The organism is Rossellomorea sp. H136 (assembly GCF_056838065.1).
Genome location: NZ_CM166371.1, coordinates 3,264,832 through 3,291,127, shown reverse-complemented (window position 1 = coordinate 3,291,127; position 26,296 = coordinate 3,264,832). Strand labels below are relative to the sequence as shown.

The following is a 26,296-nucleotide window of genomic DNA, read 5'->3' as shown; positions in this document are numbered from 1 at the left end:
GAAGGAGGCTTTCAAATATGGAAACAACAATGGTGAACAACAATAATAAAGGTATAATCAATAGTTCAGTGAGAAAAGAGCCTGTTTATCAGACAAAGCAGCTAAACTTATGGTACGGTACAAATCATGCGTTGAAAAATATTGATTTAGATATTATGGAAAATGAAGTGACGGCCATCATCGGTCCATCCGGATGTGGGAAATCCACTTATATTAAAACATTAAATCGTATGATCGAGCTGATTCCAAGCGTAAAAACATCAGGTGATATCTATTATCGTGAGCGTAATATTTTTGATCGTAATTATCGTGTCGAGGAATTAAGAACGAAGGTGGGGATGGTCTTCCAAAAGCCTAATCCGTTCCCTAAGTCGATTTATGACAACATTGCATATGGTCCTCGAATCCACGGAATTAAAAACAAAAAAATGCTGGATGAAATTGTTGAAAAAAGCTTAAGGGGAGCAGCGATTTGGGATGAAGTGAAAGATCGTCTGAATCAAAATGCATATGGTTTATCGGGTGGACAACAGCAGCGTATCTGTATAGCAAGATGTCTTGCTATTGAACCCGATGTCATTCTGATGGATGAACCTACGTCTGCTCTGGATCCGATTTCGACATTAAAGATTGAAGAGCTGGTTCAAGAGTTAAAAACAGAATACAGTATTATTATTGTTACTCATAATATGCAACAGGCTGCACGTATTTCTGACCGCACAGCCTTCTTCCTGAACGGGGAAGTCATTGAATTTGACAAAACAGATAAAATCTTCTCTACTCCATCTGATAAGCGTACAGAAGACTATATCTCCGGCCGTTTCGGTTAATTAACATTCAAAGAAGGATAAATATCACCGGGTGTTTAATTCCTACAATTGAGAAGCTTAAGTGTTGAAAGAGGAAGGGGTATATTTCATGGCAGTTAGAGGACAATTTGATGCGAATTTGAAAGAGTTGCAAACCAAACTAATGGATTTGGGTAACATTGCAAAGGTTGCACTTGAGAGAAGTATTGTAGCGTTAGAAGAGAAGGATGTTGATACTGCGCTAGCTATTATCGAAGGCGATCAAAAAGCCGATGATCTGGAAGAGGAAATCAATGATTTAGCCATTCTGACTATAGCTAAGCAACAACCAGTGGCAACTGACTTAAGAAGAATCATCGTTGCTATCAAAATTGCTTCGGACTTGGAAAGAATCGCAGATTTCGCTGTGAACGTAGCGAAATCAACGATCCGTATTGGTAATGAACCACTAATTAAACCGATTCATCATATTAAAGAAATGCATGCCATAACATCTGAAATGATTCAGCTAACTTTAGAGTCATTTGTCGAAGAAGATGTGGCGAAAGCAAAGAGAATCGCTGATATGGATGATAAGGTAGATGACTTATATGGTGAAACGATTGTAGAGCTTCTGACTCTCAATAAAGAAAAGCCTGAATTCACGGCTCAGATTACTCAGCTTTCATTCATCTGCCGATATCTTGAACGAGCTGCAGATCATTCAACAAACATTGCAGAAGGTGTATTCTATCTAGTGAAAGGTCGTCGTTACGATTTGAATGAATAGACACTACCAGAAAAAAAGCTGTCCCCACAAGGACAGCTTTTTCTATGCATTCTATTGAGTATATTGCAGTCAATAAATTTAATGTTAATTCATGACCCTCTTTTTATAGCTTTGAAATAAGCTGCTGGACTTCTGATTTAGAAAGTGCAGATTGCTTTGCGATTTGTTCGACAGGTATCCCTTGTTGATATAACGCAATGACTTGATTTTTCACAACTTCATGAATGGGTTTTCTGACAGAAGCTGTTTTTTGTAAAGGAGCATCGCCATTCACCATCAACTCTTCTTCCAGTACCCGTATTCTCTTCTTTAACTGATAATGCTCCTGAAGAACATTCATTGACAATTCTTCTATGTCTTTTTCAATATCACGATACCGATCCCGTTGGAAAAACGAAATGACTAGTAATAGGATAGAGAAGCTTACTAATCCAATGAATAGTAAATCCACTATATCACCTCATACAGTATTATTCTCCTTTAGTTATAGCATAGATAATGGCTTATCTCTATAAGATGGAAGGATAAATTTGTGGAAAGAACCAATATTTTGTCGAATGTCACTGGGCAGTTATGAAAGAATCTTGTCGTTCCGATAATGTAAACGCTTAAATATCATTTCAGCATAATAATTTGCAAAAAAAATGCATGATAAACCCCATTATCACCACGTTTAACAAGATACGACAAAATGCGTTTATTGTAGGTTTTTGAATAGGGTGTTACGATGAATTTATAGATAATTGTCATAATTTTTAGATTGAAATTATATAATATTTAGTTACTCTTTAGGAGGAATTGCTTTGATCACAGATATCATTCGGTTAAAAGAACAAGGAGTGTCATTCAGGAAAATTGCCAAAGAGCTGAATACTACCGTTGGGAAAGTTCAATATCAATGGGTGAAGTATCAGAAGGCTCAGGGAAACTCTACTGTAAATGAGGGTACCCCTGTTAAAGTGATTGAGCCGAAAATACCGAAAAAACGGGTAGGAAGAGCTTCCTTTGGGAGAAAGATGCCTAAGCCCCGTGCGAAAAACCCGCGTGCCACTGAATTATCAATCATGTTCTCTACGTCATCCAGAATCTATTGCTATTGGAACATTTCTCAAGAATGGATTCGCCATGTGAAAAGCCATTTTAAAATGAATGATGACCCTCAACCTTTTGTCCTTCGTTTATATGATATTACATCGATTTCCTTTAACGGACATAATCATCACACATACTCAGATTCATATGTTCCCCATACGGAGAGTGATTGGTTTGTAAATGGTCTAAAGGAAAACAGAAGCTACTGTATGGAAATTGGATTACGCTTACCGTCAGGTGACTTTGTTGCATTCACCCGTTCCAATGTAATCCACACCCCAAGAACGTCCCATCATCAGGAGTATCATAGTATGAAAGAGTTATTTGAATATGAGCAAGGATTAATTAAAGAACCGAAATGGGTGGAGCATGTGAGCACCTATTCGTATTATGTAATGAATCAGGAGGAAAAGGCATGAAAGGACTTTCGGCAGTGATGATATATCCACAATTTAACGAACTGGCTTTTTCACAATGTAACGAACGGGAAGATCTACTTACTTCTATCCTTCTCGAAAATAGTGCATTGTTAGATCTTCTAGAGCGTAACGGAGCAACCTCTATACCTGTCGTGATAAACCCTACCCTCTTCTCGCTTTTTATGAGTGAAGAGTTTAAGGAGAAAGCTCACTCAATCATTCAATCCAACCTTCTACAAGCAGACCCGCATGAAAAGAGTAAATGGCAGCTGGTCTATTCTCAGTGGTCGACCCATGACATGAATTTCGTACAAGCCTATAAGAGTTTGGTGATAGAAGGTAAAGCTACCGTGATTCCTACGACTGTAAGCTCATTCCCACTGACACATTACAGGACTCCAAGGGCGATTGAGTCTCAAGTGCGTATGGGTACGTTGTTGTACAAGCAGTATTTCCAAATGATTCCGAAGTTTTTTTGGTTACCTCGGGCAGCGTATGTTCCTGGAATTGACTTATACCTTACTAAGCAAGGAATCGAATTCACATTTATATCCTCCCACTCGTATGAACATAGTGAAAAAGAGAAGGATAGCGGTGTCATTAGAACACCTAGGGGGTTAAGGTTAATACCGGTTTCAGAAGGAGGGATCGGGGCATTAGAAGAGGACGTTCATTCACTTTCCATTGTTTTCATCGAGGATCATTTAAGCTACGATGAATGGATAAATGGGGAGTTCACACACTCATTAAAGGAAAAGATGGAATCTTCTACTGCTCTTTCCAGAGTAGGTTTTGGTTTTCTTGGGATGGAGAAGCAAACCCCTATTCTTTCTGACGCGGCCATGAAGAATATTCGAATCATTCATCGTATGGAAGAGAAACTTGATGATCTGTATTCATCTGCAGGGCAGACAGAGGTCGCACATCAACTAATGCGGGAATGGATCGCGAGCCTGGAAGGGACGAATATTGAGTCAGACTTAGGGACTATTCACTTTGACAGCTTATTTAATATGGTAACGGAAGGTCAGGTTGATGAACATTTATTCCTTCATCGTAAAAGGGTCGTTCCATTTCCATCTGATGAAATCCTAGAAAAGCTTTTCGCAGGCAATTTAGAAGAAAAAGCAGTGAAACAGGATTCCGTTCTGATCCTCTCATGGGAATACCCGCCGAATATCGTGGGGGGACTCTCAAGGCATGTGTATGACCTGGCTAATAATCTTGTGAAAAAAGGGAAGCAGGTGCAAGTTCTTACGACCAGAGCAAATGATGCCCTGTCACTTGAGAAAATGGAAGGGGTTACGATTCACCGTGTACATCCCCTGCATCCATATGAAGAAGACTTCTTTAAATGGGTATTTGATTTAAATCAGGCGTTCATTCATTACGCTCATGATCTGATAAGAGATGAAAGAATCACTCATATTCATGCCCATGATTGGATTGTGTCCACTTCAGCGATGAAACTGAAAGAGTACTATTCAATTCCTCTCATCACAACCATTCACGCAACTGAACATGGACGCAATCAAGGAATATATACCGATTTGCAACACAAGATTCACCGGGAAGAGCAGCTTCTCATTAGTGCATCTGACCACCTTATTGTGTGCAGTGAGCATATGAAAGAGGAAATCAAGAGCTTATTTACTATCGAAGCACCAGTCGCTGTGATACCAAATGGCGTAGAATTAGAGAAGCTCGATCAATCTTCTCCTTATAGCTTTGAACAGCCTTCCACTCCGTATTTCTTTTCAATCGGACGGATGGTTCACGAGAAAGGGTTCGACACGATTATAAGGGTAGCCTCACAGTTAAAGAGAGAAGGATTCGACATCTCTTTTATCATAGCTGGAAAAGGCCCGATGTTAGAGCATTATCGTCAAATGGTAGCCCATGAAGACCTGAGTGATTGTGTGTCCTTCATCGGATACATTTCTGATAGGGAGCGGAATGACTATTTGAAAAATTGTTTAGCGGTAATTTTCCCAAGTCTTTATGAGCCATTCGGCATTGTTGCCCTGGAGGCAATGGCTTTCCGTAAAGGGGTGGTCGCCTCCAATACAGGAGGACTTAAATCAATCGTGAAACATGAACAAACTGGCTTATTATTTGAGCCCAATCATGAACAAAGCCTTTATGGACAATTGGTCTCATTAATTGAAAATCCTTCAAAATCGGAGCAATTAGGGAATTTCGGTTTCAAAATGGCTCAATCCATGTTTAGTTGGGATCGGATCGCTGAACAAACCATCCACGTATACGATGATGTGCTTCTTCAATCAAAAGTAGAAGGCATAAAAAGATGAAGGCTGTAATATTGGCAGGTGGAGAAGGCAAGCGGTTAAGACCCTATACAATGTCGATTGCAAAGCCAATGGTTCCGATTCTGAATAAGCCAATTCTGGAATACAGCATCAACCTCCTCAGGTCATATGGAATTAAAGATATTCTCATCACTACCTGTTACAAAAGCGAAACGATTAAAGACTACTTTGGTGATGGGAAACGTTTCGATGTAAACATTACCTATCTGGAGGAAAAATCTCCCCTTGGAACAGCAGGAGGGATCTTCCTCGCCAGGCACCGACTTCGTGAACCGTTCCTGGTGTTAAGTGGAGATGCATTCACGAATATTCCAATAGATAAAGTCATTGAATTCCATTATGAGAAAAGAGCGGCAATGACCGTCGTCTCAAAAGAAGTAGAGAATCCAAAAGAATATGGGATTTGTCATACAAACGAAAATCGTAAATTGGTTAATTTTATCGAAAAGCCGGAAGAGTGGATAGGAAATGAGGTGAACACCGGGGTATACATGTTAGATCCACGACTGCTTGATCGCTATGCTCACTTAGGAGCGAGGGATTTCGGTCAGGATTTCATTCCTCAGCTGCTTACGAACAATGAGGAAGTCTATGTTTTTAAAACAAGTGCTTATTGGAGAGATATCGGAAACCCGGAAGAATATAAATGCGCACGTGATGATCTCATGAAGGGGCAATATTCTCCCCCCTCCTTAAAAAAAGGCTTCCACCACTCTAAAGGCTTTATTGAGCCTTTTATCACCAGACTTCAAGTAGCGTGTCCAAATGGTAAGAAACCCATCGTCCTTGCTAAATTACTGGAAAGCGTTCCGTCTTCCTCCAGTCAGAAAGAGATCGTTTTTGATCATAGAGATGGTGGCCGAACGAAAATCATCAGTGATCCAAAAAGAGGATTCATCATTTATTCCAAAGCTGACAGACGAAATCTGGCAAGGGAGCTTGCCAGATATTATGGAAAGAAAATAAAAATCTGGCAAAAGGTGTAGAGGCTAATGAAGGAGAATCCGAATGAAAAGTTCCATATCCAAGGAATAGCCTGGAACAAGAAAAATGAATACGTACCCCTTTACTCAGAGAAACTAACCTCTCTTACCGGCATAAGTGTGAAAATTAACGAACATATTGAAGGCTGGGGAGAAGCCTTTGCCTTTGAAATGGAAAATACCACAAAGGAAAGCAGAGATCTTAAGGTTTTCTTTCTCATTGAATGGCTCGCTTGTAAAGAAGATGGAGTTGGGGTATTATCACTATCCAAGGATACGTTCTGGAATTACAGTGGTAAACTTGTTGCCATCACGAACATTGTTTCCTGTGCGGGCTCTGTTAAGAAATCCATCTATCCCCTTAATTTGAAAGGCCTGCAACTATGGAAGAAATCCCTGAGTAACGGAAGCCTTTACTACTATCCAATCACCAATGGCCTTAATATGATGGTCTATATGTTAGACTTCTCATTCAAGCCATTTGAAGTGAAACAAGGCAAAGTGTATGCCATTGAAGGAGCTTTGGAAGAGGAGGTTTCAAATTTAAGCGATAGAATAAAAAACGGACTAGCATTTCCGAAAGAAAAGTGATATTATAGAAAAGTCGTATGAATAGTAGATGATGTAAATGTTTGGAGGGAAATAATAATGCGTGTAAACATTACTTTAGCTTGCACAGAAACTGGTGAGCGTAACTATATTACAACCAAGAACAAGCGTAACAACCCAGACCGTCTTGAGCTAAAAAAATATTGCCCGAAATTAAAGCGTGTGACTCTTCACCGCGAAACGAAATAAGCAGCCGGATTTTATCCGCTGCTTTTTTTTATGCTCATTCTGTTACAACATCGCATTTACATAGAGAATCCATTAAAATAATATCTGTATAGTAAGTATGGAGGGATATTATGTCTAAAAAAGAACTACGGGATCTTCAGCTTCAATCATTAAAATTAATCGATTATACAGCTTTTCAACAAAAGTGTTTTAGAATAGAACAATTACTCTTTGAATCTCCTGAGTGGATGAAGAGCAATACTGTTGCGGTGACCATTTCAAAGTCTCCGGAAGTCAATACGTGGAATATCATCAAACGGGGCTGGGAGGAAGGGAAAACGGTAGTAGTCCCGAAATGTTTTCCGAAAAACCATGAATTGGTCTTCTTTGAACTTCAGGATTTCCAACAGCTCGAACAATCCTATTTTGATTTGTATGAACCAGACCCCGACAAGTCGACCGTTGTACATATTAACGCTATTGAATTGATGATCGTTCCAGGTTTAGCTTTTACTGAAAAGGGCTATCGTCTGGGGTTTGGCGGGGGTTATTATGACAGGTTACTCTCAACCTATTCGGGGCTGACGATGTCCCTTGCCTTTGTGGAGCAAATGGTCGATACATTGCCAATCGAATCTTTCGACATACCCGTTGGAACGATCTTGACGGAAAAGGGACGAATCGATTGTGATTAATGAGTATTTCTTTCTTCTCCTTTTTATTTTCTCTATCGCCATAGCAGGATGGAAAACCAGTAATTTAAGTCTCTCAGGCGCAATAATGGCCATAATGATAGGCCTGGCTATTGGCTGCTCCTATGGGTTTGAGGGGCTGTTAATATTAGGCGTGTTCTTCTTGTCATCAAGCATATGGTCACGCCTTTTTAAGAAAAGCAAGATAGGGATCGAGGAGCGCTTAGCGAAAACGTCCATCAGGGACTGGCAGCAAGTGTTGGCGAACGGAGGTCCTGCAGCCCTCTTTGCCTTATTATTCAGTGTGACGGGAAACGAAGTCTGGACACTAGCCTTCATTGCGTCAATCGCAGGGGCAAACGCTGATACATGGGCATCAGAAATCGGTCCTCTCAGTCATAAAATGCCGTTTTCCATAAGAACGTTCAGGAGAGTTCCAAAAGGCACGTCAGGTGCTGTTTCCATCATCGGAACGGTAGCGGCTTTCTTGGGATCTGCCCTTATCTCACTAGCCTCATTGATTTTGTTGAATGTCATAGATGTATATCTCTTATTACTCCTTCTCCTTTCCGGGTTTTTAGGAAACATCCTGGATACAGTGCTTGGCGCGTTCATACAGTTGGAGTACCGGTGTCCGGTCTGCGATCTTCGAACAGAGTCATCAATTCATTGTGAACACCACACAGAAAAAACGAAAGGGCTTCCTCTCATGAACAATGAGACAGTGAATGCTCTGTCTAGTCTTTTTGCAGGAGTACTTATGCTCATATTCTATTGACGGTAACGAAAGAAAGTATCGTTTCCTTGCAATTTAGTGGGATAAGCTTCTCTATAATGATCCAAACTACTAGTAGGAGGGATCATCATGAACGGATGGACAAAATGGTTAGTGCTTGGCGGTTTGATTCTTTTTCTGGTTCCGAATCGGTATCGACTGTTAAATGTACTTCTAGGGAACTTTCTCATTAGAAAATTTGCTGTGAAAGCAGCGATGGGGATACCTGGTATCCGCTCTAAATTCATTCAAGGTGCATTCAGAGGATAAAAGTCAAAAAGACTGTAAGGGGGAAAATCTCTCTTACAGTCTTTTTGTTTTACAGTTTAAGAAAAGGTTCGGTATAGTAGGGGGAGAATAGGATTTCTTAAATAGAGAAAAGTTTGTGGCAAGCTTAAAGAAGAAAGTAGTAGTTGATTTCCGCTACAGGATGCTCGCTTTCCGCGGGGCTGGCGGCAAGCCTCCGGGGTCTCACCTGTCCAGCTATTCCCGCAGGAGTCGAGCATCCTGCAGCGAGAATCAACTTTCTGAGCATGTTTATTTTAAAAAAGTAAATAAAAACAAAATCTTTTAGCAAACAACCTCTTTTAAGTTAAGTAGAAATTGATTTCTTATTAAGGAAGAAGAATTCTGGTTTCTAGTTACATTGTCTTTTTTGCACACCTTAAAGCTCTGTCACGAAATTTCTCTTAAAGATGGTGAGGGAACTGCGTAGACTTCGGCGGATTTCGGTCGTGCCGAGACCCCGTTCGGCTAAGCTGAGGAGGCTCGGCTGAACGCTAGCTGCAAGCGAAGCAGTTCCCCTCACCATCCAGCATAAACTAATTGACAGAGCCCAAGCAGACCCTATGTTATAAAACAACAATCTTTAAGAAAAGAGCCAAAAAGAAAGTAGTGGATGATGTGGATTTACGTTATCATTATTTGTTTTGGAAAATAGCTTACCATTTGGTTGAGGATAAACAATATAGAATTCTTAATCTCTCACCCAATCAGGATGAAATATGGCTTGAGAATACCGGGAAGAAAGATGCGAACGTCATTCGAATGGTACGGAAAGATCTGGATTGGGGAAACTGGGTCAAACGGGATATGGAATTGACCTCGGTGAATGGGGAGAAAATCAGAAAATCCCTTGGGAAAAGGCAGCTTCAAATGAAGAATATCTATGTCTCTACTTATCCACCTGTAGATGCAGATCCAGATTTAGTTCAGGAATCCCTGAACTATCAAAAGACATCCGTTCAGCCACTTCTTCTTCATGGCGATCAGAGTGTCGAAACGCTTAGGAATGACCCTTTTTTCAATGAAGGGGATTGGGACCTTCCTTCTGAAGTATTAGATGCCAATGTAGAGTGGATTAAAAGCTTGACCATGTCGTCTTCTTCCAAACAGATACAAAAGGAAAGGCAGTTGTTTGAAAAAGGAAAGCCGTTCTTTACCTATTTCTTCATTGCTCTCCAATTGGTCATGTTCTTAATTCTTGAACTAAATGGTGGGAGCAAGGACCCACAAACACTGATTGAGTTCGGTGCTAAGTACAATCCCCTCATGATTGAAGGAGAGTGGTGGCGCCTTGTAACCCCGATCTTTCTGCATATAGGAATACTGCATTTACTTATGAACACACTGGCCCTATTTTATCTTGGAATGGCAGTGGAAAAAATGTTCGGACGTCTCAGATTCATCTTCATTTATATGATATCGGGAATCACGGGATCTCTGGCAAGCTTCCTTTTTACATCCAATCTATCTGCAGGAGCCAGTGGCGCAATCTTCGGCTGTTTCGGTGCATTGCTGTATTTCGGCGTACTATACCCGAAGATTTTCTTTAGAACGATCGGTACCAATATTATTGCGGTGATCCTGTTGAATTTAGTCCTGGGGTTTACGATCCCTGGAATTGATAATGCAGGTCATATCGGTGGATTGGTGGGTGGTTTTCTTGCAGCAGGAATTGTCAGCTTGCCGAATGGTCACCGCCCATTGCGTCAATTGCTTTTTCTGACGGGAAGTATCCTACTTGTTGGAGTTCTTGTGTCGAGGGGGATTGGTTCAGATCCAACATCTTGGGATGTTAACACTGTGAATGGCGTGGCTCAAGAAAAAATTTCCAATCAACAGTGGGAGGAAGCGGAAAATATTCTTGTCCCGGTAGTTGAAGAAGGCTCGCCAAATGCACAGACATATTTCTACTTATCATACGCTGAAATCAAGATGAACAAATTAGCACAAGCAAAAGATCATTTGAGAGCTGCGATCCAAGAAGATGGTGAGTTTCATGAAGCTCACTACAATCTTGCGTTGATTCTGATCGACTCGGGTGACAGAGAGGAGGCTCTTGTTCATGCAAAAAAAGCCTATGAATTAAATAGGCAGGATGAAAATTATGAAAAACTTTATAAAGAGTTACAGGAGAACACTTAAATGGAAATCTGTTGTTTAAGTAAAGAAGCTTCTCCGTTTTTATCTATCAGTAACACGAGAACTTCCTTTCGATCTTTTTTCACTAATATAAGCGGGATAGCACTGTCTATTGACTCAATGACAGAGCCGTCCTCTTTTTTAATTCCTAAATAATAGTTTTTATAAAGTCCTTCCCAAAGGTTTCCTATTACACGTTCCCATTCTTGCTCGGTGAATCCTTCCAAAGGTTGATTTTCTAATTTAGGGAGATGAGTTAATGGAAAGGATGTATATTCTTCCATAGGGATTTGCATGGATGTGATTGCCTTTTCCCATAGATAGTCAAGTTGTTGAGAGGTCACTTTGTCCAGTATGTTCTTCCATTCTTTTTCTGCATCTGTACCGGGTTGTCGGAAGGCATTTAAAGGGCTGAAATTTGAATCAATCACATACAATGTATCTTCAGACATTTTCTGAGCACTCGTAAAATCTGTTTCCGTTTCATGAATTTCAGAATAGTGGAAAGACACAGCTTGAAGGAGACTACTTTCTTTTCCCTTTATGATTGATTCCTCAACAATTTGATCGGTGTCCTGTTCCCATTCGTTCATGAGCCCTTTTAGTCTCCCGTTCATAAATATAAAGCCGACATCCTGACGTAAATAGGCAGGTGTATCAAGCTTTGAAGATACCTTCCAATTTACCTCATAATGATCATTTTTCTTCTCTGGTTGAAGCATCAGAATTGTAGTGGCAGATTCATAGGAAACATGTTCATTTATTGGGAAAAAAATAATGCTTTCCTCCGTTTGGGGCTTGTAAACAAATTGAATCCCAAGAGCAACAATGCACATGATGACAAGAAAGGGCATGGCTTCTTTTAGTCTTTGTTTCATTTCGTTCACTCCAGTAGTATGTCCATTTAGTAAATAGTATGAAGTGCATGATATCAATATGATAGGATGTATGTTTTCTAGCTGCTTTGTCTAGGATGGTAAAGATGGAAATTCATGTAAAGTTATTAGGAGTGAAGGCTAATGACAAATCAAAAGAAAAAGCCTGTCTCTACTCAGATTGAAGAAAACACCAATTATCTAAGGGATACCTTAGCAGTAGACAAAAGCTTTGATGTCATTCAACTGGATTTGGAGTATGCTGAGAGAAAAATGGCGATGTTTTTAGTTGATGGCTTTGTTAAAGATGATATTATGCATTATCTAATGAAGCTTTTGTCAGGACTTAGTCCTGAACAATTAGAAGAAGACACGTTAGAAAAATTATTGAAGACGTACATCCCATACATAGAGATCGAGCAAGTAGATGATTTGAACCAAGTGATTGATTTAGTATTGGCAGGTCCCACAGCACTTGTGGTAGATGGTATTGACAAGGTCATTATGATTGATGCAAGAACGTATCCAGTCAGAGGACCACAGGAACCTGATATCGAACGGGTGGTGAGAGGTTCAAGGGACGGGTATGTCGAGACGATAGTGTTTAATACAGCTTTGACAAGAAGGAGAGTTCGTGATCCTTCGCTTCGAATGGAATATATGCAAATTGGGAGAAGATCCAAAACGGATATAGTCGTCAGTTATATTGAAGACATTGCCGATCCAAATTTGGTCCACAAAATCAAAGATGCCCTATCGAAGATCGATACAGATGGTCTTCCTATGGGAGAGAAGACATTGGAAGAGTTTATTGCCGGGCGTCACTGGAATCCATATCCAATGGTACGCTATACGGAAAGGCCGGATACAGCTGCAGCACACTTATATGAAGGACACGTCATTATTATGGTGGACGGCTCACCGAGTGTCTTGATTACACCGACGACTTTTTGGCATCACCTCCAGCATGCAGAAGAATATAGGAACAAGCCTTCAGTTGGCGCCTACTTGCGCTTTGTCAGGTTTATTGCTGTGTGGAGTTCGATTTTCTTACTGCCGTTTTATTATTTATTTGCGATTCATCCTGAACTATTGCCCGAAGCATTGAGTTATGTAGGTCCAAATGATGTAGGGGAAGTACCTTTATTCCTTCAATTTTTAATCATTGAAGTCGGAATCGATATTCTCAGGATGGCTGCCATTCATACCCCATCTTCCTTAGCTACGGCCCTTGGTCTCGTTGCTGCGTTAATGATTGGACAAGTGGCGGTGGAAGTTGGTCTCTTTATTAACGAAGTCATTCTTTACCTGGCCATTGCAGCAATCGGTACCTTTGCAACGCCAAGCTATGAGATGAGCTTAGCCAACCGGTTAGTCAGGATTTTCTTATTGATCTGCACTGCATTATTTGGAGTGTATGGATTTGTTGTGGGTATACTGCTATGGATTATCATGTTGTCAAGAATGAACTCCTTTGATATTCCATATATGTGGCCATTTATTCCGTTTAACCTGAGAGCATTCCGAGACGTCTTCCTGCGTTCACCTATGCCCTTAAAAAACAGACGACCACGATTTCTCCATCCGAAAGATCCCGATCGTTAATAGAAGTTGAAGAGATTTTCTTATTGGATATTTCCATTAAGGAGGTCTTTTTTTGTTTGTTAATTTAGATAGGATATTTAATAGCTGCGTATTGAGAAGATAGGGATTTTCACTTATACTTTAATGTGAATGATAGAAAGCAGGGTGTATGTTATGAAAACGATTTATGATATCCAACAGTTATTAAAAAGTTATGGGACCATTATCTATGTTGGGCATCGTCTTTCCGACCTGCAACTAATGGAAGGCGAACTAATAGAACTTTATCAATCCCAGCTGATCGAAACGCGGGATTTTCAAACAGCTTTGTTTTTGTTGCGACATGAAATAGAAATTGAAAAAGAAAAACAGGACAGGTGATAAAGATGACAGAAAAATGGTTGGTCGGTGTAGATTTAGGAGGCACGACGACAAAAATCGCGTTCTTGAATAAGTATGGTGAGCTCTTACATAAATGGGAAATCCCTACTGATAAATCAGAGAATGGCAAAAATATTATTGTAGATATTGCTAAAGCGATTGATAAGAAGCTTGAAAGCTTAGATCAATCAAAAGATAAACTAGTCGGAATCGGAATGGGTGCGCCGGGACCTGTCGATATGGCGAAAGGGATTATATACGAAGCCGTTAATTTAGGCTGGGACAAGAATACGCCATTAAAAGATTTACTTGAAATGGAAACAGGTTTAACAGCCGTTATTGATAATGATGCAAACTGCGCGGCACTGGGTGAAATGTGGAAAGGTGCAGGAGACGGAGCAAAGGATATCGTCTGTGTGACACTTGGAACAGGTGTTGGCGGGGGAGTCATAACAAATGGAGATATTGTGCACGGGGTGAAAGGTGCAGGTGGTGAAATCGGGCATATTACCGTTGTTCCTGAAGGTGGATTCCAATGTAACTGTGGGAAGACAGGTTGTTTGGAAACGGTTGCTTCTGCGACTGGAGTCGTTCGTCTCGCAAATGAAAAACTGGATGCGACAACAAAAACGTCTGTCCTGAGAGGAATAAGAGAGTCCCATGGAACAGTCAGTGCAAAGGATATTTTTGATGCAGCCAGAGAACATGATGAACTTGCCCTTGAAGTCATTGATCAATTATCTTTCTATTTAGGGTTGTCCCTCGCAAATTTAGGGAATGCCCTGAATCCTGAAAAGATCGTCGTTGGTGGAGGAGTATCCAAAGCGGGTGAAATCTTATTAACCCCGGTCGTGAAATATTTTAAGAAATTTTCATTCCCTACCGTCCGTACTTCAACAAACTTGAGTATTGCTACACTTGGAAATGACGCAGGTGTGATCGGTGCAGCCTGGTTAGTAAAGAATAAGATCTGATGAAATAAGTCATAATTATTTTTAAGAAAGGGCTTTCCTGAAAGGGAGGGTTCTTTTTTCTGTTATTCTACTAAATAGCTTCGCTGGTTAATATGACCTAGGGACAAAGGGACCGTTTTGAAAAAATATAGTTATTTTGAAACTTTCATCTGTTTCAATCGTCTAATAGTATGGGTAAGAGAATAAGACTTAAATAATTATCATACATCATCGATGTGAATTGGAGTTTGACGTTTTGTAAAAAAAGTATTAAGATAGGTCAAGGTTGCACGTCTGATATTACCTAATTTTACCATTAAAAATATTACATGAATTTGTTACATACGAATGAACCGTTTGTAGCAAGGAGGTTGATTAAATGAATTTGAAAAAGACACCAAAGGCTTCTCTTATTATCATTGCTGCATTGCTCCTTTGGGTTAAAACTTACATTGTCTATAAAACTAGTTTTGATATAAAGATAGAGAATACACTCCAAGAACTTATACTCTTCATCAACCCACTAAGTTTCTTACTTTTTATTTTCGGAGTAGGATTACTTCTTAAAAAGGATAAGTCTCGCACCCGCTATATTATCGCTGCAAGCTTCGTCCTTTCGTTTATCCTATACGGAAACGTTGTTTTCTATCGATTCTTTGATGACTTTTTGACACTCCCCGTCCTGTTTCAAACGAGCAATTTCTCTGATTTAGGTACGAGTGCCAGTGCAATAATGAGCTGGAAGGATTTATTCTATTTTACAGATGTCATTGTGTTAATTCTTATCATCAAGTTAAAGCCAACATGGTTCTCTCTGCAAAACTATAGCAGAGCCAATCGACGTGCGTATTTCCTGGTTGCCACGGCCCTTGTTTTCTTTAACCTTGGCTTGGCAGAATCGGAACGACCACAGCTGTTGACAAGAACGTTCGATCGAGAAATGTTAGTAAAGAATATTGGAACGTATAATTACCATGTGTATGATATTTTCTTGCAATCAAAGTCTTCTGCTCAACGAGCAATGGCAGACGGCAGTCAATTAGCGGATATTGATAACTATGTTCGTGCAAGTTACATCGAACCTGATAAAGAAATGTTTGGTGTGGCAAAGGACAAGAACTTGATCATGGTATCACTTGAGTCACTACAGAACTTTGTCATTAACAGCGAAATGAATGGTCAGGAAATTACACCTTTCCTTAATGAGTTCATTGGGGAAAGCTATTATTTCGATAATTTCTACCATCAAACCCAACAAGGGAAAACGTCTGATTCCGAGTTCTTACTCGACAATTCTCTTTATCCATTGAACCGTGGGGCTGTTTTCTTCACTCATTCAGGAAATGAGTTTGAATCCATGACGGAAAAGCTTGGTGAAAATGGATACTATACAACCGCTATGCATGCAAACAATAAAAGCTTCTGGAATCGTGACATTATGTATGATTCCTTAGGATACGAACGTTTCTACTCTTTACCGGATTATGAGGTAACGGAAGAGAATTCTGTTAACTGGGGTATGAAGGATATTCCTTTCTTTGAGCAATCTGTTGAGCATATGAAAGAGATGCCTCAACCGTTCAGTACGAAGATGATCACACTGACGAACCATTATCCATTCACATTAGACGAAGAAGATAAGCTTATCGATCCTTATACATCCAATGACGGTACGGTCAATCGTTATTTCCAAACTGTCCGTTACATGGATGAAGCTATAAAGAACTTCATTACAGACTTAAAGGAATCAGGTTTATATGAAAACTCTGTTATCGTTATGTACGGAGATCACTACGGCATTTCCGAAAATCATAATAAGGCCATGAGCCAATATCTTGGCAAAGAAGTTACACCAGTTGTAAGTACACAACTTCAAGAGGTTCCTTTAATCATTCATGTTCCTGGGCAGGAAGGGAAGACCATTTCTAAAGTTTCCGGGCAAATTGACTTAAAACCAACGATTATGCATCTTTTAGGAATCGATACGAAGGAAGATATACAGTTTGGTTCTGATATATTCTCCAGTCAGCATGAAAATCTGGCCATTCTCCGTGACGGTCGATTCATCACTGAGGACTATGTCTTTGCAGGTGAAAAGTGCTGGAATAAAGAATCCGAAGAAACAACGGATATGAAATACTGTGAGCCATACAAAGAGCGTGTAAATGAGGAGCTGGAATACTCCGATAAGATTATTAATGGAGACCTCCTTCGCTTTTATGGTGAAAACGAAGACCATGATGAATAAGTAAGAAAGAGCTTGCGAAGAGATTCGCAAGCTTTTTTTGTCATGAATTATAGAACCATTCATACATGTAAGTAAGGACGTATGTAGAGGGAGGTTCCTTCATGAAAGTGAAAGTTCGTAGTGGCGATTCTCTTTGGTACTATAGCCAGTTGTTTTATATTCCAATCCAATTAATCATTGATTCGAACCCTTCTGTTGATCCGAATGGATTGAAGATTGGTACAGAGATAGAACTCCCTGGATTCAGAAAAGAAAGCCATACAATTAAAAGAGGAGATTCCTTTTGGACGCTCGCAGAGCAGAGGAATATTGGAGTAGACGCCTTAATCCTACTGAACGAAGGAGTTAATCCTAACCGTTTACAAATAGGGTCAAACATTTTTCTACCATCAAGAGTGGTTTATCCGATAATCAATGGGAAACAAGCCTATTGCTCAGAAACATTCGAAGAAGATGTGAAAAAATTAAAAGATATCTATCCGTTCATCAAATTAAACTTGGTCGGCGAAAGTGTCCTTGGAAAAGATCTCATTGAAATGAGAGTTGGAACTGGAAAGAAAAAGGTTCATATAGATGCATCTTTTCATGCAAATGAATGGATAACCACTTCCATCTTAATGACGTTCATTAATGACTATTTATTATCGTTAACGAATGGAAGTCTCATGAGAGGAATTCAAACCCTCCCTTTATATGAAATGGTGACGATATCGTTTGTACCTATGGTTAATCCGGATGGAGTAGATCTCGTCTTGAATGGTCCACCGAAGGACAAACGAAAAGAATTAATCGAAATCAATCGGGGAAGTTCCGACTTTACAGGTTGGAAAGCAAATATAAGAGGAGTAGACCTGAATAACCAATTCCCTGCCAAATGGGAGCTGGAAAAAGAAAGAAAGGAAGAAAAAGCACCAGCTCCGAGAGATTTCCCAGGATATAAGCCTCTTTCAGAACCTGAAACAGTCGCTATGGCAAAACTGGCCCGACAGGAAAAGTTCGACCGGCTGCTTGCCCTCCACACTCAAGGGAAGGAATTCTACTGGGGCTATGAGGGCTTAGAGCCGCCGGAAGCTTCAAAGTTGGCAGAAGATTTTAACAGAGTAAGCGGGTATGAATCAGTCAGATATATAGATAGCTATGCGGGTTACAAGGATTGGTTCATTAAAGATTTCAAAAAAGCGGGTTTTACCATAGAGTTAGGAAAAGGAATAAATCCTCTGCCTCTCTCTCAATTCAACGAAATCTACCAAGACATGCTCGGTATCTTCCTCGTATCCATCTATCGCTGGTACTAACAAAAGCGGAGGGGCTAGCCGCCGGAGCTGGATGAAACAAAAGCGGAGGCGGCTTGATCAGCCCCGACAAGCATAAGACGAACCTGGCGGAAAGGCGTCCTTTGCCTTTTTGGCAGGTTCGTCTTATGACCTCGAGGGGCTAGCCGCCAGAGCTGGATGAAACAAAAGCGGAGGCGGCTTGCACAGCCCCGACAAGACTGTATGAATTTCGACTTATCACAAAAAATGACTCGAAAAATCTTTTGACAGGTTCCATAAATAACTATTGTGGAAAGTGAAAATCAGGAGTAAAATAAATCATCATCCTATTTAAAGAATAACCGATCGTGGTGACCCAAATGGTGTGTGTGAGTGAACATTTGGTCATCACTTTTTTGAATTTTTGTAATGTTTTTTTAATAATTTTGAAACATTTTCTGCTTTGAAACGTACTAATTATTATGGAATGAATTGAGGGAGGGAGAAGGATTTTGAATATGAAAAAGATAAGTGTTTTGCTGTTTTTTCTATTATGTATACTGTGGCTATCAGCTTGTCAATCTGAACAAACTCAAACTTCTCCCCCCGAGAAAGAGAAGACTGAAAACAAGGAAGTCATTTCAGGCATTCTTGCTCAAGACAGTTTTGTAGAAAACATAGGCTGGCTTTCAGATTCAGAGATTCTATCCGTACAAAATGATGATGGCATACCTTCTTTATACATATATAATCTCTCTGATGGAAGCCATAAGAAAATCTATGGTATCCCTTCGTCTTTTGTAAGTGCAAGCATTTCACCCGATATGAAAAAAATACTCATCCATTCTGCACCAGCATCGTATTCAGCCCGGGTGACGATTATAGACAGAGCAGGAGAGGTGCTATTTCAAGAAGACATCCCATCCTACGAACTGACACATTCTTGGAACAAGTTTAATGACAATGCTTTGCTCATGACCAGCTTCAGCGAAGATTGGAGCTTTCAAGTCTTTCATATTGATATAGAAGAAAGAACAATGGATCCTATTGAAGTAGAGCAGCCATTTGTGCAGTGGCAATCGAAATCTTCCATTCTTTTTCAAGATTGGAATACGGAAGAAATCAGTGTTGCGGCTCCACTCATATCCCAGAATATTCAGGGTGGTGCGAAGGAAATGATTGTGGATTCAAGCGTCCACTTCAATCAATTTAACGATTCCCTTTTATCTGTCTTTTCTCGTGAAGAAGAAGGTCCGTTTACGTATCAATTCATTACCTCAAATGGTGAGATTCATTCAGAATTTACAGTAGATCTGTTGAGTCGTTATTCTGATTGGTTAATTCCTCATTATGATATGATAGAAGGGAAGAGTCAGTTGATTACTTTCGTGGCAAATGAACCGGGTTCCTTTGATACTTACTCTGGTACATTCTCATTAGAAAGATGGGATACGGTTTCTGGAAAAGACAATGTTCTTTTTGAGGATCTTCCATTAGAACCTATTCAGTGTTCACCTAATGGGGATTATTGTTTATATGGAAATCAACTTGAGAAAGTAATCGATTTGACAAACTCAACCATCATTCAACTACTGAAAGAAGAAGGAGCAGATCTATAATGGCAATCGTTGATGTTACAGTCATTCCAATCGGGACGGAATCACCAAGTGTAAGTTCCTATGTAGCGGACTTACATAGAATACTTAAAGAGTATGAGGAAAAAGGGAAAATCCGTTTTCAATTAACTCCGATGAATACCATCATCGAGGGGGAACTTCCTGTTTTGTTTCAGGTCATACAAGACATTCATGAATCGCCTTTCCAACAAGGAATCAAACGGGTAGCAACGAATATTCGAATTGATGATCGGCGTGATAAGAAGACGACAATGGAAGGAAAACTATCTTCTGTACAGCGTCAACTCGAACAATAAGCAACCAACAAGGGGTGAGCATTATAAAGTTACTCACCCCATTGGTTTCCTGAACTATGCTTCCTCACTATCCACCAACACTTCGCTTTTGTCAGGATAGGTTTTCTCAATATGCTGCTCTCCCCATTCACACAGCATATCTAAAGGTCCTTTTAACGACCATCCATACTCAGTTAATTCGTATTCTACTTTTGGGGGAACTTGATTGTAAATAATTCTATTGATGACTCCATCTGATTCGAGCTCTCTTAGCTGTTGCGTCAGCATTTTTTGAGTGATTCCAGGCATTAGTTTCTTCAATTCGCTAGTTCTCCGCTTGCTTTTAATCAAATGACAGAGAATAACAACTTTCCACTTGCCCCCGATGACTTCTAAGGAAGCCTCCACAGGTATATTATATTTTTTCATTAGTAAACCTCCGTTCCCTGACGATATCTTTCCATATAGGATAGACTTCTACACTGGCTATTATCCTGATCGGTTTAAACATATTTCTATTATAACGTACCCATTGTAAAGGTCTATAGGGTACTTTTTAGTACCTACATAACTTTAAAGTACCCTAATCGAAAATAAAAAAGCCTTCCGTTGTGAAACGGAAGGCTTTTTTATGATGATTCATTTGTTTAATTAATGCCCACCTGGGTAACCAGAGTGAAGGACAGTCATAATTGTAAACCAACCAAAAACACCTAATGTTGCCAGGGAGAAAAGAATTCCCATAGCGTTCTTGTTTTTGAAAGTGCTTACTACCGCAAACAAAGCTAATAATGTAACCAATGCTGTAATAATTACAAGACCCATTTATATGACCCCTTTCATTAAAATGCGTTTTACTACCTGATAACCATATGTACATAAATGCACTCATTAACATTTTATATTTTTTTCCTCTGTTTGTCGAGGTCAAAAATTTGACACTTCTATGGCCGCTTTCCACCATGTTTTAATGATGTGATAAGTTCTGCTACAATAATAGTATCACATTTGGAGGTGGAAACGTTGCAGTGGAAACAAATTCCGTTAGGTCCCTTACAAACCAACTGCTATATTCTATGGAACACAAAAAATGAATGCCTGGTCGTGGATCCGGGTGGAGAAGGGGAGAAGCTGATTCAGTGGTTAGAGAATCATTCGTTAACTCCGTTAGCCATTCTCCTTACTCATGCTCATTTTGATCATATTGGAGCAGTTGATCAAGTACGTGATAACTATAGCATTCCGGCATATGTTCACGAGAGAGAAGCTAAGTGGCTACTGGATCCTGCTTTAAATGGATCTCAATTGTTCATGATGGGTGACCTGATCCGGCTCAAGCCTGCTGATTACATATTAACAAATGAAAAACACCTGACCATTGGTGATTTTCAGCTACAGTTATTTGAAACACCTGGTCATTCACCTGGTAGTATTTCTTATTATGTACAAGAAAGTGGCATCGTATTAGCAGGAGATACGTTATTTATGGGCAGTATCGGGCGATCCGATTTACCTGGAGGAAATCATAAAGAGCTCCTGGCAAGCATTCATGAAAAGTTGTTAACGTTGCCTGAGACTACGACGGTTCTACCTGGTCACGGTCCGGAAACATCGATTGAAGGTGAGATGGATTCAAATCCATTTTTAAATGGATTTTAACATTCACAAAAAAATTCCCTTTAGCCATAAGCTAAAGGGAATCTTTTTAGTGTCCTCCTGCACCCGGAGTCATCATAAAGGTCGTCCAATAAGTAAATCCAGCAAAGAACACTGTTAAGTAAGCACCGAAAATGTAAATATACATACGTTCGGACAGTTTTAAATAGCTAAGCATAATGAAGAATCCTGTTTGGCCTAAAAAGATTAATGATGTCGTGGTCATATCACCAAGATAGAACATTACAGCAAAAATACCAGTCCAAAATCCAAGAACCCTAAACATACGATCCATATGTAACCCTCCTTTGCACCCTAAGTCCATCATTCAATATTATAAATGAATACTACCATAAAAGTAAATATCCGTTTGCTTTTAGTTTGTGACGATTACGTGATATCTACACGTGGAACAGTCATTTATCATATTTTCTTCTTGTTTAAATTCTTCCACATAGTATAGAGTTTCAAACATTCCTTTTAATAATGCGTTGTGTAAACGCATATAAACAAGGGTTCCAACTGAGCATTTTCATTAAAAGGGCAATGATAATAGTGGAACTTGATTGGATCTGTATCACTAATTGACTCCTCTAAAGTAAAGTCGAGATGAAAGGCATCTATTCAGAGAGACACCTACCCATAGAGAGCTAATGGCGCTACTTTCCCTTACCACCGATGGACTCGATGAAATATTGGCTACAAGAAGCCAAACCTTCAAAGGATTAGGTGAAGATGTGAACGATTTACCTCTATCAGAAGTGATTAAATTAATTATTAAAGAGCCAAAACTACTACGCAGACCCTTGTTAACAGACGGTAAAAAGCTGGTGGTAGGATACAATCCAGAGGGATTACAAAGCCTTGCGAACAAGAACAGATCGTTGAAGAAAAGCAGCTGAATGTAATAATGAAAAATAGGTTGGATTGAAAACGGCAGGCACTTTGTGAAAAGTGCCTGCCGTTTTCAATGTGATTGTGAGGCTGATCAAGCCTCCTCTGCTTTTAGATTGTCCAGCTCCAGGGCTTAGAGGCTCGAGGTCATAAGATAAGGCACCCAAAAAGGCAAATAGCGCCTTTCCGCGTGCCTCATCTTATGCTTGTCGCCTCTGGGCAAAGCCCTTCCGCTTTTCTAATATCCAGCTCCTGCGGCTAGCCCCTGGAGGTCATAAGTCAAACCTGCCAAAAAGGCAAAAAGCCGCCATTTAAGCAGCTTCGCCTTATGCTTGTCGGGGCTGATCAAGCCGCCTCCGCTTTTAATACTGGGCTAGCTGGATTCGAACCAACGCATGTCGCAGTCAAAGTGCGATGCCTTACCGCTTGGCTATAGCCCATTGGATCGTCTTTACAAAATATATTATGGTTGTATTTGGAGATTCTATTCATTTGTTTATATAAAAAGTTCCTTCCCACTTTCTAAAAGGTTTTTGGAATGCACTTACGATAAAAATAAGGGTTTGGTTGATATTGATATTGAGAGTGATATGGGGAATAGGTGTATTGGGACTGTCGTTTAGATGAATGCCTTTGAGGTTCTAAGCAAGCCGGACCAATGTAAGTACTTGGTTTCACCTTTTCTGTCGTTTTGATCCAAGTGCTTTCATCCATGCAATAATTGTACGCCATGACACTTGAAGGGGTGAACTTTAAGATATCCGAACCTAATATCACTTCCGGGGTAGGGGCATTAAAAATGGCCAATAGGTGAGTTTGATCTTGGGTTGCTTCCTCATAATGCCACCACCCTTGTGGGACATTGGCCACCTGTCCCGGAGAAATGGGGAAATTTAAAATTTGTTTCGTATAGGGATTGAGCATGGAAACGGTAGCTCCACCCGAAATGCAATAGACCAGTTCAGCTGCGTTCTGATGGTAGTGTGGTTCCACAAAATTATGTTTACTTAAATAAATATCAAGCAGGGAAGAGTTATCCAATGTATTCAATTGATTTACACCCAAGATATTTATTAAATTTTGATTGTCTTTTTTAAATAAGGGACTCTTATTAACATCAAAAGAAAATTGTGCTTCCGGAGAGGTGTAATCCATGTATTTACTCATGGGATGTTGTCACCACTTTCGTTTTTATGATTTTAACTCTTTTTATGTATATGGGCGAGGCATGAATGTGTGAATGACTGGGGTCTGGTTTGATTTGGAAGAAATGATTTCAATTACCCCATAAGTATTTGGTATGAAAAAATTTCAAGAAAAAGAAGGATTTTGTCAGTTAATGTCGTATATCTTAAGTTAGGAAAACAGAAAGGTGGTGCCTAAGTATATTTCACTCAGTAGAATCCCTATCGGAAGTAATGATTGGAGAAGCTTTCAGCAGTGATGCGACAGATGTTCATGTAATACCGAGAACGAAAGATTACTTGATTCAGTTTAGAAAGCTCGGGGTATTAGTACCGTTCCAGACCATTGATTCGGATCAGGCTGAACGATTGATAGCCCATTTGAAGTTCATGGCTTCCATGGACATTGGAGAAAAACGAAAACCTCAAAGTGGCTCCTTCAGTCTTACCGTTCGAAGTACACCTCTATCACTCAGAATTTCTACCTTACCAACCACACATTTAAAAGAAAGTCTCGTCATTCGAATACTCCCCCAAAAGTATCAATTACCAATCGATAAAATGTCCCTGTATCCTTCTTCTGCAAAAAAATTACTCGCTCTACTTATGTATTCTCATGGTCTCATAATATTTACAGGACCAACTGGCAGTGGGAAAACGACAACTTTGTACTCCCTTGTCCACCATTGTTCCGTTGCCCTGAACCGTAATGTGATCACTCTTGAAGATCCCGTAGAGAAGCTGCATGAAGAAATGGTGCAAATTCAAGTGAATGAAAAAGCGGGAATTACGTATTCCGCTGGTTTAAAAGCGATATTGAGGCATGATCCGGATATTATCATGGTGGGGGAGATACGGGACCGGGAAACAGCGGAAATAGCGGTGAGGGCTGCTTTAACAGGTCACCCAGTCATTATAATAGAACAATGCAATTATATAATACATATTGTGTAAATGGGTTTCATAGAGTCTTCAATTAAAAAGGCCAGATTATGGAGTAAGAAAGTTAGATGAAAAGGAAATAATCCATAATATTACAATGGTCCCTTATTTTGTTTTCAGTTACTACCCAAAATAGACGGTGTTCCCAACACAAATAGCTTAGACATACCACTATTGTAAGAACCCGTTAGGTTTGTGATTTTCTAATTTACTAAAAAACACATATTGATTTATAAAATTTTATCTATTAGGTAATGTTAATAAAAGAATAGGATTAGGAGGCTTTTGGATGAGTAGTTCAAATCGAGTACCAATTACATCTTCAGAATTAGCAAACTTGTGGATGACTTATCAAGATAAAACAATGATCATGAGATTTCTAGAATACTTTCTTGAACACGTTGAACAAGAGGAAACACGGAAAATTCTGCAGTCTTATTATGAACGTGCTGCTGAAAGTGTAGAGTTTGTGATATCTATTTTTCAACAGGAAGGTGCAGTTATTCCAGCTGGGTTTACTGAAAACGACGTGAATAAAGGGGCTCCCAAGTTATTCGATTATATGTATGATGTCATGTATTTACACATGATGTCTAAATTAGGAACTGCTCTTTACGCGCTCTATTCGACTATGTCTTACCGTCAAGATATAAGACAATTTTTTAGACGATTAACAACTGAAGCACAAGAGGCATATGACCAAGCGACCAATGTTCTTTTAGAAGCAGGAGTTCTTTCTCGTTCCCCTTATGTATCGATGCCAAAAGAAGTGGAGTTTGTACGTGAAAAAAATTATATGACAGGATTAAATTGGTTCAGTAATGAAAGATCCTTAAACACAATTGAGATTTCTCTTATACATAATGCGATTGAGACAAACCTAACGGGGATGCAATTAATGATCGGATTTGCACAAGTAGCACATGATCAACAGGTGCGAAATCATTTTGTTAAAGGAATGGAACTATCTAAGAAAGTCGAAACATCACTAGGTGAATTTTTACGACAAGATTACATTGAACCACCGGCTACTCATGCCGGAAAAGCGACTAATTCGACTGTCGCTCCATTCTCTGATAAATTGATGATGTATAATACCAGTTTGTTAACCACATTTGGACTTGGAAGTAATGCACTTGGCGGTGCTTTTAGTTTACGAACTGATTTACCCGCGAAAATGGCGCTCCTTACAAAAGATATTTTTGATTTTGCAAAACAAGGTGGAATAATTATGATCAAAAATGGTTGGATGGAAAAACCACCACAGGTTGAGGATCGAAATCAATTGATAAAAAGATAACATAGGTATCTAAAAGGGACTTTAATTGTCCATTTTATTTGTTT

26 protein-coding genes, 1 tRNA gene and 2 pseudogenes are annotated in these 26,296 nt (G+C 39.6%); 22 read left to right on the top strand and 7 right to left on the bottom strand.

Annotation, left to right across the window (positions count from 1 at the left end):
* Window positions 1-29: 29 nt before the first annotated feature.
* Window positions 30-830, top strand: a complete 801-nt coding sequence (pstB, locus tag ACYH0O_RS16915; protein ID WP_482632594.1) for a phosphate ABC transporter ATP-binding protein PstB — start codon at window positions 30-32, stop codon at window positions 828-830.
* 88 nt (window positions 831-918) lie between these two features.
* Complete coding sequence (gene phoU, locus ACYH0O_RS16910; protein ID WP_188048648.1) at window positions 919-1,578, top strand: phosphate signaling complex protein PhoU; 660 nt, start codon at window positions 919-921, stop codon at window positions 1,576-1,578.
* 103 nt (window positions 1,579-1,681) lie between these two features.
* On the opposite strand, the gene ACYH0O_RS16905 is transcribed toward phoU, so the two are convergent.
* Window positions 1,682-2,029, bottom strand: a complete 348-nt coding sequence (locus ACYH0O_RS16905) for a helix-turn-helix domain-containing protein (protein ID WP_482629630.1) — start codon at window positions 2,027-2,029, stop codon at window positions 1,682-1,684.
* A 352-nt stretch (window positions 2,030-2,381) separates the two neighbouring features.
* On the opposite strand from ACYH0O_RS16905, the gene ACYH0O_RS16900 reads away from it, so the two are divergent.
* The 9 genes from ACYH0O_RS16900 to ACYH0O_RS16860 all read left to right on the top strand — a co-directional run bounded on the left by ACYH0O_RS16900 (window position 2,382) and on the right by ACYH0O_RS16860 (window position 11,073).
* Complete coding sequence (locus ACYH0O_RS16900; RefSeq protein ID WP_482629629.1) at window positions 2,382-3,089, top strand: DUF4912 domain-containing protein; 708 nt, start codon at window positions 2,382-2,384, stop codon at window positions 3,087-3,089.
* Entirely contained in the window at window positions 3,086-5,401 is a 2,316-nt protein-coding gene (locus ACYH0O_RS16895; RefSeq protein WP_482629628.1) for a glycosyltransferase family 4 protein, read from the top strand. Before ACYH0O_RS16900 ends, ACYH0O_RS16895 begins: the two co-directional genes overlap by 4 nt.
* Window positions 5,398-6,405 (top strand): nucleotidyltransferase family protein, encoded by a 1,008-nt coding sequence (locus ACYH0O_RS16890; RefSeq protein WP_426890859.1) that lies wholly within the window; start codon window positions 5,398-5,400, stop codon window positions 6,403-6,405. The genes ACYH0O_RS16895 and ACYH0O_RS16890 overlap by 4 nt, the downstream gene beginning before the upstream one ends.
* A gap of 6 nt (window positions 6,406-6,411) precedes the next feature.
* Window positions 6,412-6,993, top strand: coding sequence for a hypothetical protein (locus tag ACYH0O_RS16885; protein ID WP_482629627.1), 582 nt, complete (start codon window positions 6,412-6,414; stop codon window positions 6,991-6,993).
* Window positions 6,994-7,050: 57 nt separating this feature from the next.
* On the top strand, window positions 7,051-7,200 hold the full coding sequence (rpmG, locus tag ACYH0O_RS16880) for a 50S ribosomal protein L33 (protein WP_064091498.1): 150 nt from the start codon (window positions 7,051-7,053) through the stop codon (window positions 7,198-7,200).
* 110 nt (window positions 7,201-7,310) lie between these two features.
* Window positions 7,311-7,874: a 5-formyltetrahydrofolate cyclo-ligase gene (locus ACYH0O_RS16875; protein ID WP_482629626.1), complete on the top strand. Its 564-nt coding sequence runs from the start codon at window positions 7,311-7,313 to the stop codon at window positions 7,872-7,874.
* On the top strand, window positions 7,867-8,649 hold the full coding sequence (locus ACYH0O_RS16870) for a DUF92 domain-containing protein (protein WP_482629625.1): 783 nt from the start codon (window positions 7,867-7,869) through the stop codon (window positions 8,647-8,649). Before ACYH0O_RS16875 ends, ACYH0O_RS16870 begins: the two co-directional genes overlap by 8 nt.
* Window positions 8,650-8,736: 87 nt before the next feature.
* Entirely contained in the window at window positions 8,737-8,916 is a 180-nt protein-coding gene (locus tag ACYH0O_RS16865) for a hypothetical protein (protein WP_482629624.1), read from the top strand.
* Window positions 8,917-9,471: 555 nt separating this feature from the next.
* Window positions 9,472-11,073, top strand: a complete 1,602-nt coding sequence (locus ACYH0O_RS16860; protein ID WP_482629623.1) for a rhomboid family intramembrane serine protease — start codon at window positions 9,472-9,474, stop codon at window positions 11,071-11,073.
* Here ACYH0O_RS16860 and ACYH0O_RS16855 read toward each other — a convergent pair.
* The gene (locus ACYH0O_RS16855; RefSeq protein WP_482629622.1) at window positions 11,070-11,948 is read right to left on the bottom strand and encodes a hypothetical protein; all 879 of its coding nucleotides are present in this window, start codon (window positions 11,946-11,948) and stop codon (window positions 11,070-11,072) included. The genes ACYH0O_RS16860 and ACYH0O_RS16855 overlap by 4 nt on opposite strands.
* A 141-nt stretch (window positions 11,949-12,089) precedes the next feature.
* On the opposite strand from ACYH0O_RS16855, the gene ACYH0O_RS16850 reads away from it, so the two are divergent.
* The 7 genes from ACYH0O_RS16850 (at window position 12,090) to ACYH0O_RS16820 (ending at window position 20,297) form a co-directional block, all read left to right on the top strand.
* On the top strand, window positions 12,090-13,550 hold the full coding sequence (locus ACYH0O_RS16850) for a spore germination protein (RefSeq protein ID WP_482629621.1): 1,461 nt from the start codon (window positions 12,090-12,092) through the stop codon (window positions 13,548-13,550).
* Window positions 13,551-13,703: 153 nt separating this feature from the next.
* Window positions 13,704-13,910, top strand: coding sequence for a YqgQ family protein (locus ACYH0O_RS16845; protein WP_113970503.1), 207 nt, complete (start codon window positions 13,704-13,706; stop codon window positions 13,908-13,910).
* 5 nt (window positions 13,911-13,915) lie between these two features.
* Window positions 13,916-14,884, top strand: a complete 969-nt coding sequence (locus tag ACYH0O_RS16840; protein ID WP_482629620.1) for an ROK family glucokinase — start codon at window positions 13,916-13,918, stop codon at window positions 14,882-14,884.
* A 358-nt stretch (window positions 14,885-15,242) separates the two neighbouring features.
* Window positions 15,243-17,111, top strand: coding sequence for an LTA synthase family protein (locus ACYH0O_RS16835; RefSeq protein ID WP_482629619.1), 1,869 nt, complete (start codon window positions 15,243-15,245; stop codon window positions 17,109-17,111).
* Window positions 17,112-17,212: 101 nt separating this feature from the next.
* Entirely contained in the window at window positions 17,213-18,406 is a 1,194-nt protein-coding gene (locus ACYH0O_RS16830; RefSeq protein ID WP_482629618.1) for a M14 family metallopeptidase, read from the top strand.
* Between the two features lie 476 nt (window positions 18,407-18,882).
* Entirely contained in the window at window positions 18,883-19,983 is a 1,101-nt protein-coding gene (locus ACYH0O_RS16825) for a YqgU-like beta propeller domain-containing protein (RefSeq protein WP_482629617.1), read from the top strand.
* On the top strand, window positions 19,983-20,297 hold the full coding sequence (locus ACYH0O_RS16820) for an MTH1187 family thiamine-binding protein (protein ID WP_482629616.1): 315 nt from the start codon (window positions 19,983-19,985) through the stop codon (window positions 20,295-20,297). Before ACYH0O_RS16825 ends, ACYH0O_RS16820 begins: the two co-directional genes overlap by 1 nt.
* Before the next feature lie 54 nt (window positions 20,298-20,351).
* Here the strand turns inward: ACYH0O_RS16820 and ACYH0O_RS16815 are convergent, their stop codons facing one another.
* A complete protein-coding gene (locus ACYH0O_RS16815; RefSeq protein ID WP_149157865.1) occupies window positions 20,352-20,705 on the bottom strand; it encodes a winged helix-turn-helix transcriptional regulator in 354 nt (117 codons plus the stop codon).
* 222 nt (window positions 20,706-20,927) lie between these two features.
* Window positions 20,928-21,101, bottom strand: coding sequence for a DUF2759 domain-containing protein (locus ACYH0O_RS16810; protein WP_148969664.1), 174 nt, complete (start codon window positions 21,099-21,101; stop codon window positions 20,928-20,930).
* A gap of 198 nt (window positions 21,102-21,299) precedes the next feature.
* On the opposite strand from ACYH0O_RS16810, the gene ACYH0O_RS16805 reads away from it, so the two are divergent.
* Window positions 21,300-21,935, top strand: coding sequence for an MBL fold metallo-hydrolase (locus ACYH0O_RS16805; protein ID WP_482629615.1), 636 nt, complete (start codon window positions 21,300-21,302; stop codon window positions 21,933-21,935).
* Between the two features lie 46 nt (window positions 21,936-21,981).
* Here ACYH0O_RS16805 and ACYH0O_RS16800 read toward each other — a convergent pair whose 3' ends face one another.
* Complete coding sequence (locus ACYH0O_RS16800; RefSeq protein ID WP_113970494.1) at window positions 21,982-22,227, bottom strand: DUF2626 domain-containing protein; 246 nt, start codon at window positions 22,225-22,227, stop codon at window positions 21,982-21,984.
* 316 nt (window positions 22,228-22,543) lie between these two features.
* Between ACYH0O_RS16800 and ACYH0O_RS16795 the strand changes: the two are divergent.
* A pseudogene (locus ACYH0O_RS16795) lies at window positions 22,544-22,834 on the top strand (ArsC/Spx/MgsR family protein); the annotation flags it as partial.
* 360 nt (window positions 22,835-23,194) lie between these two features.
* Here the strand turns inward: ACYH0O_RS16795 and ACYH0O_RS16790 are convergent.
* Both ACYH0O_RS16790 and ACYH0O_RS16785 read right to left on the bottom strand, forming a co-directional pair.
* A tRNA-Gln gene (locus ACYH0O_RS16790) sits at window positions 23,195-23,266 on the bottom strand.
* An 82-nt stretch (window positions 23,267-23,348) separates the two neighbouring features.
* Window positions 23,349-23,993, bottom strand: coding sequence for a cupin domain-containing protein (locus ACYH0O_RS16785; RefSeq protein WP_482629614.1), 645 nt, complete (start codon window positions 23,991-23,993; stop codon window positions 23,349-23,351).
* Window positions 23,994-24,211: 218 nt separating this feature from the next.
* On the opposite strand from ACYH0O_RS16785, the pseudogene ACYH0O_RS16780 reads away from it, so the two are divergent.
* Window positions 24,212-24,925: pseudogene (locus ACYH0O_RS16780) on the top strand (ATPase, T2SS/T4P/T4SS family); the annotation flags it as partial.
* 316 nt (window positions 24,926-25,241) lie between these two features.
* A complete protein-coding gene (locus ACYH0O_RS16775) occupies window positions 25,242-26,252 on the top strand; it encodes a DUF3231 family protein (protein WP_148969658.1) in 1,011 nt (336 codons plus the stop codon).
* Window positions 26,253-26,296 lie beyond the last annotated feature (44 nt).